14 protein-coding genes are annotated in these 14,299 nt (G+C 73.2%); 8 read left to right on the forward strand and 6 right to left on the reverse strand.

Going from position 1 to position 14,299, the window contains the following annotated elements; genetic code table 11:
- The first annotated feature begins 770 nt into the window (after positions 1-770).
- Together ACIRL2_RS22870 and ACIRL2_RS22875 are read left to right on the forward strand one after the other, a co-directional pair.
- Positions 771-1,601: an ABC transporter ATP-binding protein gene (locus ACIRL2_RS22870; protein WP_402234224.1), complete on the forward strand. Its 831-nt coding sequence runs from the start codon at positions 771-773 to the stop codon at positions 1,599-1,601.
- Positions 1,601-1,945 carry a hypothetical protein gene (locus tag ACIRL2_RS22875; protein WP_402234226.1) on the forward strand — a complete coding sequence of 115 codons (345 nt, stop codon included), beginning with the start codon at positions 1,601-1,603 and terminating at the stop codon, positions 1,943-1,945. Before ACIRL2_RS22870 ends, ACIRL2_RS22875 begins: the two co-directional genes overlap by 1 nt.
- Before the next feature lie 95 nt (positions 1,946-2,040).
- On the opposite strand, the gene ACIRL2_RS22880 is transcribed toward ACIRL2_RS22875, so the two are convergent.
- Positions 2,041-2,391 (reverse strand): nucleotide pyrophosphohydrolase, encoded by a 351-nt coding sequence (locus ACIRL2_RS22880; RefSeq protein WP_395863096.1) that lies wholly within the window; start codon positions 2,389-2,391, stop codon positions 2,041-2,043.
- A gap of 131 nt (positions 2,392-2,522) precedes the next feature.
- Between ACIRL2_RS22880 and ACIRL2_RS22885 the strand changes: the two genes are divergently transcribed.
- On the forward strand, positions 2,523-3,314 hold the full coding sequence (locus ACIRL2_RS22885) for an exodeoxyribonuclease III (RefSeq protein WP_402234228.1): 792 nt from the start codon (positions 2,523-2,525) through the stop codon (positions 3,312-3,314).
- 86 nt (positions 3,315-3,400) lie between these two features.
- Here ACIRL2_RS22885 and ACIRL2_RS22890 read toward each other — a convergent pair whose 3' ends face one another.
- From ACIRL2_RS22890 to ACIRL2_RS22900, 3 genes are all read right to left on the reverse strand, one after another.
- Positions 3,401-4,564 carry a DUF5925 domain-containing protein gene (locus tag ACIRL2_RS22890; protein WP_395863092.1) on the reverse strand — a complete coding sequence of 388 codons (1,164 nt, stop codon included), beginning with the start codon at positions 4,562-4,564 and terminating at the stop codon, positions 3,401-3,403.
- Positions 4,565-4,662: 98 nt separating this feature from the next.
- Positions 4,663-5,031, reverse strand: a complete 369-nt coding sequence (locus tag ACIRL2_RS22895; RefSeq protein ID WP_395863090.1) for a GntR family transcriptional regulator — start codon at positions 5,029-5,031, stop codon at positions 4,663-4,665.
- Between the two features lie 183 nt (positions 5,032-5,214).
- Positions 5,215-6,474, reverse strand: a complete 1,260-nt coding sequence (locus ACIRL2_RS22900) for an MFS transporter (protein WP_402234230.1) — start codon at positions 6,472-6,474, stop codon at positions 5,215-5,217.
- Positions 6,475-6,780: 306 nt separating this feature from the next.
- Here ACIRL2_RS22900 and ACIRL2_RS22905 point away from each other — a divergent pair, with 306 nt between their 5' ends.
- Together ACIRL2_RS22905 and ACIRL2_RS22910 are read left to right on the forward strand one after the other, a co-directional pair.
- Positions 6,781-8,919 carry a hypothetical protein gene (locus ACIRL2_RS22905; RefSeq protein ID WP_402234232.1) on the forward strand — a complete coding sequence of 713 codons (2,139 nt, stop codon included), beginning with the start codon at positions 6,781-6,783 and terminating at the stop codon, positions 8,917-8,919.
- Complete coding sequence (locus ACIRL2_RS22910; RefSeq protein WP_402234234.1) at positions 8,916-9,821, forward strand: hypothetical protein; 906 nt, start codon at positions 8,916-8,918, stop codon at positions 9,819-9,821. The genes ACIRL2_RS22905 and ACIRL2_RS22910 overlap by 4 nt, the downstream gene beginning before the upstream one ends.
- Before the next feature lie 126 nt (positions 9,822-9,947).
- On the opposite strand, the gene rpmG is transcribed toward ACIRL2_RS22910, so the two are convergent.
- The gene (rpmG, locus tag ACIRL2_RS22915) at positions 9,948-10,112 is read right to left on the reverse strand and encodes a 50S ribosomal protein L33 (RefSeq protein WP_395863083.1); all 165 of its coding nucleotides are present in this window, start codon (positions 10,110-10,112) and stop codon (positions 9,948-9,950) included.
- Between the two features lie 233 nt (positions 10,113-10,345).
- Between rpmG and ACIRL2_RS22920 the strand changes: the two genes are divergently transcribed.
- Positions 10,346-11,083: a Mut7-C RNAse domain-containing protein gene (locus tag ACIRL2_RS22920; RefSeq protein ID WP_402234236.1), complete on the forward strand. Its 738-nt coding sequence runs from the start codon at positions 10,346-10,348 to the stop codon at positions 11,081-11,083.
- Between the two features lie 82 nt (positions 11,084-11,165).
- Complete coding sequence (locus ACIRL2_RS22925) at positions 11,166-12,035, forward strand: hypothetical protein (protein ID WP_402234238.1); 870 nt, start codon at positions 11,166-11,168, stop codon at positions 12,033-12,035.
- 154 nt (positions 12,036-12,189) lie between these two features.
- On the opposite strand, the gene ACIRL2_RS22930 is transcribed toward ACIRL2_RS22925, so the two are convergent.
- Positions 12,190-13,155, reverse strand: coding sequence for a pirin family protein (locus ACIRL2_RS22930; RefSeq protein WP_395863077.1), 966 nt, complete (start codon positions 13,153-13,155; stop codon positions 12,190-12,192).
- Between the two features lie 188 nt (positions 13,156-13,343).
- Here ACIRL2_RS22930 and ACIRL2_RS22935 point away from each other — a divergent pair, with 188 nt between their 5' ends.
- Entirely contained in the window at positions 13,344-14,285 is a 942-nt protein-coding gene (locus ACIRL2_RS22935) for an LLM class flavin-dependent oxidoreductase (protein ID WP_402234240.1), read from the forward strand.
- Positions 14,286-14,299: the final 14 nt, after the last annotated feature.

Genomic DNA, 14,299 nt, shown 5'->3' on the forward strand with positions numbered 1-14,299 from the left:
CACGAGCAGGCCGAGGACCCGCCGGGAATCGATTCCGGACGGGCGGCCCCGTCGTGTCCGCTCGCACCGCGCCGGTCACCGGCGTTCGCGGCGGTGCGTCGACCGAGCTCCCGGCACTCGTGCACGGTGCGGTCTGACCATGGTCACCTTCGTCGCGCCGTTCGCCGCCCCCGCGGTGTCCGGCCGCCTCGGGGCCGATCCGGGCCGACTCCGGCTCGCCGGGCGTAGGTTGCCCGGTCGCTCGGGTGCGCCGTCATCCCTCGTTCCGACTTCGGTGTTCGCGACGCGTCCCGATCGGGTCGTGCTCGGGTGCGTCGACCGGGCCGGGGGCGGCCGGTTGCTCCGAACCAGTACCAACCATGTGTCGTGGCCGGGAGGTGACGCCGGGTCAGGAGGGGAGTCGGCGTCTGTCCGGTTCGCGGAGGTTGTCCCGGATACGTCCGGGTCGGTATCGGACGGGGTGGGGGAGCCCTGTTCGAGCGCCGATCCGGCTTCCGGATCGGCCTCCGATACGGGTGGCGCGCGGGTGGGGGGTGACGCCGTGTCAGGTATGGCGTCCGGTCCCGTGCGCTGCCCGGGGGAAGGGTCCGACGCCGGGGCGTGCCCGCATGCGCGCCTCGGCTCGGGCCCCGGAAAGCCGCGCGGCCGGGGGGCGGCCGTCGCGGCGCGGCAGGTGTTGCTTGGGGAAGCGACACTCGCGGGCCCGCCCGCGCGGGTGCGAACGACCGTTGCACACGCGCGGGATCCGGGCCATGCCAAGGGGGGCGACCATGCCTGACCCGGCGCGCCGGTACGTCCCGGGGCCCGAGCCGGTCCCGGCCGTCGCGTCCGATCAGGCGCGACGACCGGTCCTGCGGGTCCGGGACATCCGGGTGGACTTCGGCGCATTACGCGCCGTGGACGACGTGTCCCTGACGGTGGATCGCGGCGAGGTGCTCGGCGTGATCGGCCCGCGGGGCAGCGGCAAGACCACGCTGCTCAACGCGATCACCGGGGTGGTGCCGGCCGGCGGCAAGTTGTTCGTGGACGGCCGGCCGGTCCGCCTGGGCAGCCCCGAACGCTCGCGCGGGGCCGGCCTGGTCCGGATGTTCCAGACCCCGCAGCCGGTTCGCGCGTTATCCGGCGCGGACAGTGTCGTGCTCGCCGGCTCCGAGACCCGACACCGGCTGCTGCTCGCCTCGTGGTTGTTACGCCCGATGATGGCGCGGGTCGAGCAGGAGCGCAGACCCGGCGGGCCGGCCGCGCCGGGTCGGGCGGGCCCGCGCGGTCGCCCCGAGCGGAACGCGGGCGTGCTCACGTACGGCGAACGACGGCTCCTGGACATCGCGCGCGGCATGGTGGCCGTACCGCGTGTGCTGCTGCTGGACGAGCCGAGCGCCGGATTGACACCGCGCGAGACGGAGGCCCTGCTGCTGCTCCTGCGCGGTGTCGCGGCGGACGGCGTGGGGCTGCTCGTGGTGGATCACGAGAGCGACTTCGTCGACGCGGTGTGCGATCGGGTCACCCTGTTGGAATCCGGCCGCGTGGTTGCGGAGGGCACGCCGGCCGAGGTGCGACGGGACCGTCGCACCATGGACGCCTGTTCGGGAGGGCACGCGTGATGACCGAGACCGAGTCGCCGCACGCCGAGATGAACACCGTCGGCGCGATCGGCGCGATCCACGACATCGACGAGATCGAGGAAAACGGCGGGATCGAGGAAGACGACGGGGTCCGTGGGATCCCGAACGGGGGAACAACAATGACGCACACGCTGCTCGAAGGCGCCCGGTCCGCGGTCGACGGTCTGCCCGGCGACCTCGGGGCCCTGCCCTACGAACCCGACGCCCCGCGCACCCAGACCAGGCTCGTGGCCACGACCGCCGCGAAGCCGGACCCGCGCGGGCCGCGCGTCTCCCGCCGGATCACCCGCGCGCGGCACTGGATCCGGCTGCGCCGGGCGTAGCCCGGACGGCGGTCGTATCCGCCCGGGCCCGGCGTGTCACGCCAGGGCGCGCGGATCGGTCCGCCCGACAACCCCGGCGCGCGGATCGGTCCGGCCTACAACCCCGGCGCGCCCGGCGGGTACTTGATCGCGTTCTTGACCATCTTGTCCCGCAGCGCCTGCGCCGGGTCGATGCCGAGCTGCCCCGCGAGTCCGAGCAGGTAGGCGAGGACGTCCGCGATCTCCTCCCGGACATGCTCGCCGCGCTCCGGATCCGACATCACGTCGGCGGCCTGCTCGGCAGTCAGCCACTGGAAGATCTCCACCAGCTCCGCCGCCTCCACACTCAGCGCCATCACCAGGTTCTTCGGCGTGTGGTACGGCTGCCAGTGCCGCTCGGCGGCGAAGGCGGCGAGCGCGGCGGTCAGTTCGGCGAGTTCGGAATCGGCCGGGGGAGTGGTGTCCATGCCCCATGCCTACCGCATCCGACGCGCCCCGGTCGCACCGGTGGTGTCACCCCGGCGAGGGAGAATGGCCGCGGGGTATGTCCGGCCGGTCCGGCCGCCCCGACCGCCGTCGTCCGCCCTGGAAGGTTCGCATGAGGGTCGCCACCTGGAACATCAACTCGATCGGGGCCCGGCTGCCCAAGCTGCTGGAGTGGCTGGAGCGGGCCGCGCCCGACGTGGTGTGTCTGCAGGAGCTCAAGTCCACACCCGAGGCCTATCCGAGCAAGGAACTGGAGGAGGCCGGCTACACGTCGGCCGTCAACGCCGGTGGGCGCTGGAACGGTGTCGCGGTGTTGTCCAAGGTCGGCCTGGCCGATGTCACCCTCGGGCTGGAGGCCGGTCCGGGCTTCCCCGAGGTCGACGGCCCGCACGAGGCTCGGGCGATCTCCGCGACCTGCGGCGGCGTCCGGGTGTGGTCCGTGTACGTGCCCAACGGCCGCGAGGTGGACAACCCGCACTACGCCTACAAGCTGGAGTGGCTGAGCGCGCTGCGCACCGCGGTCGCCGCCGACGCGGCGGGCTCGCGACCGTTCGCGGTGCTCGGCGACTTCAACGTCGCGCCCACCGACCGCGACGTGTGGGACATCTCGCTGTTCGGCGAGAACTCCACCCACGTGACGCAGGCCGAGCGGGACGCGGTCACCGCGTTGGAGGGCGTGGGACTGCGCGAGGTGATGCCCCGGGCGCTGAAGTACGACGTCCCGTTCACCTACTGGGACTACCGCGAGCTGGGCTTCCCGAAGAACAAGGGCATGCGGATCGACCTGGTTTACGGCAACACGCCGTTCGTCACCGCGACCACCGACGCCTACGTCGACCGCGAGGCCCGCAAGGGCAAGGGCACCAGTGACCACGCGCCGGTCGTGGTGGACCTGGACGTGTAGCCGCCGGCCACCCGGTCCCGGAGCCGGCCGCGCGTCGTCTCCGGGACCGGCCGCCGGTACGGATCCCGCCGGCAGGACCACGGCCGCTACAGATACAACCCCTCGCCATCGTGCCGGGGCCGCTCGACCTCGACCGGCGCCGCGCCGTTGCGCAGCGCGTACAGCTCCGCGAGGGTCGCGTGCGTGCCGATGCCGTCGGCGGTGCCGAGCCACTCGCGCGCCTCGGCGAAGTCCAGCGGGCCGACGTCGATCTGGGCCAGGCAGCGGCCGGGGCGCACCACCGCCGGGTGCAACCGGCCGAGGTTCTCGTTGGTCGTGATCGCCACCATCACGTTGCGGCCCTGACCGAGCAGACCGTCGGTGAGGTTGAGCAGCCGGGACAGCGCCTGACCGGCCGAGCGCTTGGCCTCGCCGCGGATCAGCTCGTCGCAGTCCTCCAGGACCAACAACCGCCACCGCTGCTTCTTGGACTTGTCGTGCGTCTCCTCGTCCTCGTCGCCGCGCCCGATCGCCACGTCCATCAGGTAGCCGGTGTCGCCGAACAGCGCCTCGGGATCGAGTACGCAGTCCATCCGGCACCAGTCCTGCCACGAGCGGGCCAGCGCGCGCAGGGCCGTGGTCTTGCCGGTGCCGGGCGGACCGTGCAGCAGAATCAATCGCCCGGACACGTCGTCGGGCGTCACCTTCATCAGTCGGTCGAACGCGCCGGCGGTCGGCGCGGTGTAGTTGCGCCGGATGTCCTCCCACGGCGCGGCGGTGATCGCCCGGGTGGTGCGGTACGGGCCGCGCCGGGCGGAGAAGTACCAAAAGCCCATCGCGACGGCCTCGTCCTTGGGCGGCGGATCGGCCGCCGCTCCCTTGACCGCCTTCTTCAGCACCGCGCGGCCGACCTTCTCGTCGACGGCGGTCACGGTGACCTCGCCGCCACCGCTGCGCCAGCGCACCGAGCGCAGGGTCCAGCCGTCGCCGACGGCGAGCTGGGAGGAGCGGTCGTCCTCCTCGACGGCGCGGACCACCTTGGCGCCGCGCGGCACGAGTCGGGCGCCGGGCTTGACCCGGTCCAGGCGGGTGGTCCTGGCCCACGGCTGGGCGCCGGTCACGAAGGCGGCGAGGGCGAGCCCGTCCACGGCGTCGTAGGGGGTGTCCGCGTCGTCGAGTCCGAAGACGAAGGGCAGCAGCGTCGAGGGGTCGTCACCGGCTGAGCTCGGCGCCCCATCCGATGGGCGGGACGTCTGGCGAGGCATCGACATGAATTCGATGATCCGGTGCCCCGGGCCGTCCGTACAGAGGTTTTCGCGTAGCGCTTTTTCCCGACCGGGCGGTGCCGGCCGGGGTTCGAGGACCGGGTTCAGGCGTCGTAGACCGCGTCGAACGCGGCCAGCGCGGTGGTGATCGCCTCGTCGCGGGTCAGGCCGAGCCGGTGTGCCCGGTGGGCGTACTCCAACGCGGCCTCGCTCGCGGCCCGGTGTGCGGTGTCGCCGACGGCGGCGACGAAGCTCCCGGAACGACCCCGGGTCTCGATCACGCCGTCGGCCTCCAGTTCGCGGTAGGCGCGGGCGACGGTGTTGGGCGCGAGGCCGAGGTCGCCGGCCAGGCCGCGTACGGTCGGCAGCCGGGTGCCGGCGGGCAGCGTGCCGGCCCGGGCCTGCTCGGCGAGCTGGGCCCGAATCTGCTCGAACGGCGCGACGGGCGAGGCCGGATCGACGGTGATCACCATGGCCGCGAGCCTAGGGCCTGGCGGTGCGGCCCGGCGGCAGCACGGCCGCGCGCCCGGAGCCTGGCTGTGCGGCCCGGCGGCGGCATGGCCGAGAGTCAGGCCGCCTGCGCCGGGCACCACAGCCAGGATCCGGGCGCGGCACCGGTGTCGGAGCCGGGCACGTCGCCCGATCGTGGGGCCGGGTCAGGACGCGTCGACCGTGGTGACCGGATCGCTCACCCGCTGCCCGGTCGGTGCTCGGGACAACGTCCTGACCTCGGGGATCACGAACACCGCGAGCACCAGCACGACACACGCGCCCGCGCAGGCCCACAACATGTTCGGGTAACCGAAGGCGTTGCCCGCCGGGCCCGCCAGTGCGGTGCACGCGGGGGCCAGGGCCATCGAGCCGAGCCAGTCGTAGGCCGAGACGCGGGCCACGTACTCGGGCGGGATCTCCTGGTGCAGGGCCGACATCCAGCACACGCCGAACACCTCCATGCCCACCCCGCAGACGAACATCGACAACGCGAGCAGCGGCCACGGCGCGGGGATCGCGAGCGCGACGAAGGTCGGCGCGACCGGCAGGAGGCCCCAGTTGCCCACCCGAAGCAGTCGGCGCGGCCGATACCGCACCTGGATCAGACCGCCGACCAGGGCGCCCAGGCCCAGCGCGCTCAGCGCCACCCCCCACGGCCAGGCCGCGCCCCAGTGCTCCTCGGCCACCAACGGCCCGTACACCGTCTCGCCGGCGGTCATCACCCCGTTCAGCAACGCGAACTGCAGCACGATCCCCCACAACCAGCGCCGCGCCACGAACGCCCGCCAACCGTCCACGAGTTGCCGCAAGACCGAGTCGTCCTCGACCGGCCCGGACGCGGGCAACCGCATGAATAGCCGCAGCATTGCGGCCGACACGAAGCAGGCGGCGTCCAGCACGAGCACCACCCCGGGCCCGATCGTGGTGGTCAGCGCCCCGCCGAGCGCCGCCCCGCCGATCTGCGAGCCGGTCGCCGCGACCCGGTACGCGGCCAGTGCCGGCCCGGCGTGCTCGGCCTCCATCGAGGCGAACAACAAGCCCTGTGCGGCGGGCAGATACAGCGCCTGCGCCGAACCGCCGATGCCGGAGAGCAGCATCATCACCCACAGGCGGGTGCCTCCGGTGAGCACGTAGACCCCGAACACACCCTGGGACAGCGCGTTCGCGATGTTGGCGAGCACCATCACGTGATGCCTCGGGAAACGATCCGCGATCACACCGCCCAGCAGCAGGAAGCCGACCAGCGGCAGGGTCCGCGCGGCGGCCACGAACCCGACACCGGTCCCGCCGCCACCGGCCTCCAGCACCGCGAAGGCCGCAGCGATCAGCGCCCCGGAATTACCCAGCCCGGTGACGAAGGTGGCCCCGGTCTGCAACACATAGTTGCGGCTCGCCCACGTGGGCAGCGCAAGTCGGCTCGACATTCGTGACTATCGGCACAAACACCGGGCCGCTGTCGAATGATTTCCGGGACACCCGTCGGCGACCGGGCCGGTTGCCGCGCCACGACCCCGGCACGGGAAGGCGGAAGTGCGCGGCGCCGCGGGCGCGGCTGCGGCACGGTGGACCCGTCGAACCCAGCGTGGTCACACGCTCGCCGAAGGGGGAATCCGTGTCCGACATACCGTCGATCCGGGCGTTGTTCGCCGTGGATACCGAGAGGTTCACGCATCACCGCCGGGACCCGGACGACGAGCCGCACGTCGGCGGCTCGGCCCGGGGCGTGTGAGATGAGCCTTCCCGACGAGCGGCCGCTCGACCCGGCCGCCTCGGCTCGCGCCGTCCCGCCGCGCGAGGGCGCCGCCGGACCCCTGCGGTCCGAGCGGCGGATCGACCCGGCACAGGTCGACCGGGACCGAGCGGATGGTGAGGGGCGATATGAGGACCGGCTGGACACGGACCGGCCGGACGAGGACCTCGTGCGTCCGGACGCGGCCGGCACGGTGATCGTCAACCTGGACGGCACGACCGGGACGCACGTCTTCGGCGCACGGATGTTCGCGGACCTGACCTCCGGGGCCGGCCCCGGCAGCGCGGGCCGGTTGCGGCAGGCGCGCGAGGGTCCGATCTGGCCGGAGGAGAGCGAGTTCGTCCGGCGCACGTTCGTGCCGCCGAAGGGCTACCTGCGCGCCCGCAGCATGATGGCCCGCCACCTGATCCTGCTCACCGGCGAGGCGGAGTCGGGCAAGCGCACACTGGCCCTGCACCTGATGCAGGACCAGTACGCCGGGAAGGTGATCGCGCTCGACCCGGACGAGGACCTGACCACCCACCGGATCCAGCGCGGCCGGGGTTATGTGGTCGACTCCGCCGCCGCGGACCCGCTTGCCGGCTACGCCCGCCACGACCTCGAACTGCTGCGCGGTCGCCTGGTCGAACGCGACAGCGTGCTCGTCGTGACCGCGGTCGCCACCGCCCCGGTGCTCGCCCTGTGGGCACCCTGGCACGTGCCGTGTGAACGTCCCGACCCGCTCCAGGTGCTGCACAGCCACCTCGCCCACCACCTGGGTCGGGACTGGGAGCGCCGCCACCTGGACCTGGTGGACGAGGACATCGCCGAACTGGTGCGTGCCGACGGGGGCCGTCCGGACCGGGCCTCGGCCGTCGCCGGCGACCTGGCCGATCTGGCCGACGGCAGGTTCACCAGGACCGAGGTGCTGAACGTGCTGCGCGATCGCGACCACGCGGCCGTGGCCGGCTGGCTGCGGGCGCATCCCGGGCGCGCCGACTGGGCGCTGATGATCGCGGCGGCGGTCTTCGAGGGGCACGACTACGGCATCGTCACCGAGCGCGCGGGGGCGCTGCGCGAGACGCTGACCGAGCGGCTGCCGACCGGGGCCGAGGAACCGGCCGAGGACTGGCCGCCACGGGCCCGGGCGGCCCGGTTGGACCTGATCGACGCGACCACGATCGCCGCCGACGCGACGCGTGACGGTGCCCGCTACCGGCTCGACGTGGTCGCCTTCGACCGACCGCACTGGGCGGCGTCGGTTCGGGCGCACGTGTGGGACGCCTACCCGGACCTGCGCGACCCGCTGCTGGACTGGTTGGCCGCGACCCCGCGGCATCCGCCGGACGTCCACCGGGTCGCGGCGCGCGCCGTGGGCGACCTGATCGCGACCGGCCGCGGGCACCGGCCGTTGGCGCCGGTGCTGCGCTGGGTCCGGGACGACGCCAGGCGCGCGATGGCGGTGCCGGCGTTGCGGGCGGCGGCCCAGGACGCGGTGGTGGCCACCCAGGTGCGGCGCCTGTTGGCGGACTGGAGTCGGGACACCACCCGCTCGGGGCTGCGACTGATGGCGGCCCGGGCGTACCCGGGGCTGGCGTCGGTCTATCCCGGCCGGACGTTGACGGATCTGCTCCGGCTCGCCCGGACGGGGGATCGCGCGGTGGCGGCGGCGGCCCGGGAGGGTCTCGCGGCGCTGTGCCGGGACGGCATGCGCGCCGAGTCGGTGCTGGAACGGGTGGAGGACTGGGAGGAGGCGCGGGCCGCCGCCGAGGTGGCGGCCGTCCTGGTCGGCGAGGACGCCGACGGCGAACTGTTGACCGGCGAGCGATTCCTGGCCGTGGTCCGGCACGCGGTGTGCGATCGGGACGCATACCCGGTGGTGGCCCGGCTGTTCACCGAACTGCTCGGCACCACGCGGGGCGCCTCGACCCGCGCCGCGGCGCTGCGCGCGTCCTTCGTGCTGCTGTTTCGCACCGGCCGTGGCCGCGGCCACGGACTGGAACGCCTCGCGTACGACCTGACCCGGCTGGCCCACCGGGGGCTGCCCGACGGCGGCGTGATCGACATCAAGGTGCTCGAACCCGCCATCACCGCGTTCGAGGAGCCGCCGACCCGAGCGAACGGGGGAGCAAGCGCATGACCGACGACCGGATTGCCCTGGTCCGGCCCGCCACCGGCTCGCGCATCCTGACCTACCTTCGCCATCGGTTCGGGTCGCGCGCCGATCATGTGCTCGTGGTCCCGTCGAGCGCGAAGCCGGGACCGACCCTCGCGGAGGTGCGCAAGGCGCGCGAGCTGTGGTGGGTGGCGGTACGCGAGTTCGCCGACATCCGCGAGTTCGAGCTGCGGGCCGGACCGGACGGCGAGCGTGCCTGTCGGGTGCAGGTACAGCTGCACTGGTGGGTGCACGACCCCGCAACGGTCGCGCGTCTTCGCCCCGTGGACGCGGTCGCCTTCATTCGCCGTGACGTGGAGAACCGGATCCGCAAGGCGATGGCCGTGTCGCATGACGCCGACGAGGGCCGGGTCCAGGACGAACTCGATCTTGTGGCGGCTCAGCCGACGGTGCTGGCGGAATACGGACTCGGCTATCGCCCGGCGGGCGCGATCCTGCTTGCCGAGCCGATTCCGGACAATATCCGGGACGCGCTCGACCAGGCGCGCTGGGCGGTGCCTCTGGAAAAGGAGCGACAGCGGCTCACCCGAATGCGGCTGGATTTTCACCAGGCGCTGATTCGAGAGGGGCCGAAGGCGCTGATCGCGTACTGGCTGACCCGGTTTCCCGATCGAATCGAGGCGGTGGTGGAGCACCTGGATCGCCGTGATTCGGCCGCGGCCGCGGATTCCACCCTGAGTACCGAACTGCTCGCGTTGCTCGGCGACGCCGACGACTTCGAGCGCAATCAACTACGGAAGGCGATCGTGGCCGGCCTTGCCGCGTCCGGGCCGCGTGGCGTGGAGGTGCTGCGCGGCCTGGGCCTGTGGGACGACCTGGTCGAACGCGGTTCGGACGCGAGAGACGAACCGGAATCGGGCGGATAGCGAAATCGAGCACGACCAGGGGCCGCACACCCATGGTAATGTGCGGCCCCTGCGGTCCGGCTGTTTCGCGTCGACATTCCGCCGGCTGTTATTCCCTCCGGCCTGTCGCTCCGCTCGAAGCCTTGCCTAACGCTCTTCGCGGAACAGTACGTGCTTTCCGGCGGCCGGGTCGTACTTGCGCAGGCTCATCCGGTCGGGGTCGTTGCGCCGGTTCTTTCTGGTCACGTAGGTGAAACCGGTCCCGGCGGTGGACCGAAGTTTCACGATCGGACGAAGCTCACTGCGAGCCATGGACGCCTCCCGGAGTTTCGAAGTGTGTCCCGATGGCTGCTTCAAGGCATTGGGACGACCGGTTATTCCACGGCTTCCACGCGGGGGAGGGTCACCCCGTCGGCGCGCGTCGGGTAGGCGCGCGGCATCGGCCGGCGGGGCGGTGGCGGGGGATCGAGGACACGCTCCGGCGACCGCGAGATCGCCCCGGAAACCCCGGGCGCGGTGGGGGTGCGCGATGCGATGCTGGCCCGGTGAATCGATCGGACGTGCTGCTTCAGATCCCCGCCGAGTTGCAACAGTTCCTGCCGCCGAGGCTGCGTGGACTGCCGGTGACCATCCCCGCCGACGGGGATTCGACCCTCGGGCACCTGGTGGAATCCGCCGGACCGCCGCTGCCCGAGGTCGGCGCGCTGCTGGTGGACGGTCGCGAGGTCGGGCCGGGGCATCGACCGGCCGGCGGCGAGGTCGTGGACGTGCTGCCGATCCGGCGCCCGCAGGCCATCCCGGAATTCGCCGACGCGCCGCCGCGCTTCCTGCTCGACGTGCACCTCGGCGCGCTGGCCCGTCGGATGCGTCTGATCGGGATCGACACGGCCTATCACAACGACTGCGACGACCCGACCCTGGTGATCCAGGCCAACGCCGAGCGGCGGGTGCTGCTCACCCAGGACCGCGGTCTGCTCCGGCGCAAGAACCTGTGGTTCGGCGCGTACGTGTACGGGATCCGCGCGGACGGCCAACTCGACGACCTGCTCCGCCGGTTCGCGCTGCCGCTCGCACCCTGGACGCGCTGTACGGCGTGCAACGGCGAGTTGCGGGCGGCGACGCGCGAGGAGGTCGAGTCCGAGGTCGAGGCGGGCACGCTGGACCGGGTGGACGCGTTCGCCCGATGCCGCGCGTGCGACCGGGTGTACTGGCACGGTGCGCACGGCGGTCACCTGGACGAGATCGTCGAGGCCGCACGGCGCACCGTCGCGGGCATCCGCTGACGGTCGCCGCGCACGGCTGCGACCGGTCGCGGACAGCAACCGTGCCCTGTCGCGGCCCCGCGCCGATGGTTACGGTCGGGGCATGGATGCTCGCACCGGCAGGCGCTGCCACACCGTACTGAATCCGCTGCATTCGCTGGTCTACTTCGCGCCCGAGGCCGACTCCGAGTTCGTCGCGGTCGGGTTGCGGAAGGGACGGATGGGCTACTTCGCGTCCCGGGCCGCGCCGATGGGGGCGGTCGGTGCGGCCACCGTCCGGGCGACCTTCTACAACTTCAGCCCGGTGCTGATCGGCCGGCACATCCCGGCGGCATGGGCGCTGGCCACGCCGGAGGCGGTATACGCGGCGCGACTGCGGGTGGTCGACCAGGCGCTGCGCCGGGTCCTCGGCGAGGACCTGGTGCGCTCGGCGGAACTGCGCGAGGCGGCCGAACTGGCGCTGTCCTGCGCGTGGGCGGGCGGTCCGGAGGCCCGGCCGCTGTACGCGGCGCACGCCGAACTCGACCCGCCCGACCCGGCGGTGCAGCCGCACGTCGCGCTGTGGCACGCCGCCACGCTGATCCGCGAGTATCGCGGCGACGGGCACCTGGTGGCCCTGGTCGAGGCCGAACTGGACGGCATCGAGGCGCTGTTCACGCACACCGCGACCGGGCGCGGGTTCGTCCCGGAGTTCGCGATCGGCAATCGCGGTTGGACCGTCGAGCAGTGGGAGGCGGCCCGCGACCGGCTGGCCACGCGCGGCCTGGTCGACGCGGCCGGCGCGCTCACCGACGCGGGGCGCGAGTTGCGTCGTTCCGTCGAGGAACGCACCGATCGCCTCGGCCTGGCCCCGTTCCACCACCTCGGCGACACCGACACCGCCCGCCTCACCGACCTGGCCGCGATGCTCACCGGCACTGCCCTGGCCAACGGCGCGTTCCCGCCGGGCGTCTTCGCGACGCCGAAGGGCTGACCCGGGCGGCAACGCCGACCCGAGGCCGGGCCGGACCCGACGCGGGGTCCGGCCCGGCCCATCCGGTGCCCGATCGAGGACGAGGCCGGATCGGGCACCGACACCCCGCGTCGGCACCTCGCCTCGGCACCCGCCTCGACACCCCGCCTCGACGTCAGCGAACCCGACCCCGGGCCCGCAGCGGTACGGACGGCAATGCGGGCGCGTCCATCCGCGGCCCGTCGTAGCCGTTCACCGTGCCGAAGTCGGACCCGTTCGCCCACGCCGTGCGCGCGGCGGTGACCTCCTCGCCCGTGCGCGCCACGAAGTTCCACCACATCACGATCTCCTCGGCGAAGGGCTCGCCGCCGAGCAGCATCAGGTCGGCTCCGTTCGTCGACCGGATCGAGAGCGAGGTCCGCCCGCAGCCCAGATACAGCAGCCCGCCGGGAGCGAGCGGCACGCCGTCCACCTCGGCCTCGCCGGACATCGACATCACCGCGTACTCGAAGTCCGGCTCCAGCGGCGGCCGTACGTCCGTGTCCGGCGCCAGGGTCAGGTCCGCGCCGACCAGCGGGCTGTAGGTGGTGCCCGGCGAGGTGGACCCGTCCAGCGTGCCCATGATCACGGTGGCGGTCAGTCCGCCGCCGGCGACCACCGGGAGCTCGGTGTGGTGCTCGAAGTGCGGGTCCACGCCCCGATGCGCGTCCGGCAGCGCGACCCACAGTTGCGCGCCGTGCAGCAGTCGGGCGTGTTCGCGCGGGGACTCCTCGGAGTGCGAGATGGCCCGGCCCGAGGTCATCAGGCCCAGCTCGCCGGGTCGCACGGTGGCCAGGCTGCCCAGGCTGTCCCGGTGCAGCACGCTGCCCTCGCGCAACCAGCTCACCGTCTGGAGCCCCAGGTGTGGGTGCGGCGGGACCTGCATGCCGGGCGCGTCCGCGATGTCGTCCGGGCCGTAGTGGTCCACGAAGCACCACGCGCCGATCATCCGCCGGCCCAGGCTCGGCAGCAGCCGGCGGACCATGTGGCTCTCGCCCAGCGGCACCTCGCGGGACTTCAGCAACTCGTGGACGGGTGCGCCGGGGACGTCGGCCCGGCCACCGCACGTGGTCAGGGTCGGTTGGGTATCGAGGTTGCTCATGGCGCCAACGCTACGCGGACCGGGACGTCGGCCCACGGACCCGGCGGGTGGGGAGCACGAACCCGGCGGGGCCGGCGGCGAGGACGGCGAAGTCACGTCCTAGGATCGGTATCGCCCTGGGATGGGTGGAAAACGGACGATCCCGCGAATGCCACCGGGGCGTTTCGCGGCTCGGAAGGATGACACGCGTGCGGCTCGGCTTCCTCACCCACGTGGCCGGAGCCGGCGACGACGCCCGCGCGGTCTATCGCGAGACCATCGAACTGGCGGTCGCCGCAGAGGAGTTCGGCTACGACTCGTTCTGGGTCGCGCAACACCACCTGGGCGCGCAGGGCGCGTCGGCGCCCTCCCCGTTCGTGCTGCTCGCCGCGATCGCCGAACGCACCACCCGGATCCGTCTCGGTACGGCCGTCGTGGTGGCCCCGACCGAGCACCCGATCCGGCTCGCCGAGGACGCCGCCGCGCTCGACACACTCAGCGCCGGCCGGCTGGAACTGGGCCTCGGGGCGGGCTCCGACCCCGCGACGTTCGAAGCGTTCGGCGTCCCGTACCAGGTTCGGCACGCCCGGCTCCGGGAGACCGTGGACACCGTGCTCGACCTGTTGACCGGCGCCGACCTGGTCCCGTCCGCACCCACCCTGCGCGACCGGATATGGCTCGGCACGGGCAGTCCCGAAGGCATCGCGTGGGCGGTCGAACGCGGCCTCGGCATCCTCTCCGGCCGCCGCTCGAGCGGCCCCGCCGGCCCGCTCCCGGGCGACCGCGAGGCGGCGGAACACCTGGCCCGGTACACCCCGACCCGCGTCGCCCTCTCCCGTCCGGTGCACCCCGGCGCCTCGACCGTCCTGACCGAGCGGCTGATCCCGTGGATCACCCGGGGCCGAGCCGCCGGCCGCTTCCCGGTCGATTTCACGCCGACCGACTACCTGGCAATCGGCAACATGTACACGGGTACCCCGCAAACCGTGGCCCGGTCCCTGCGGGCGGACCCCGGCTATCCGCACGCCACCGAGCTCCTGTGCCACACCCAGCCCGCCCGGCTGCCCCCGGCCGCGCTCCTGCCCGTCATGCGCCGCACCGCGCACGAAGTCCGGCCTCTGCTCCGCGCGGCCGCGGCCGAGGTGACGTGAGCCCGGCCGACACG

It is taken from the genome of Embleya sp. NPDC127516 (genome assembly GCF_044765325.1).
Taxonomy (GTDB): Bacteria; Actinomycetota; Actinomycetes; order Streptomycetales; family Streptomycetaceae; genus Embleya.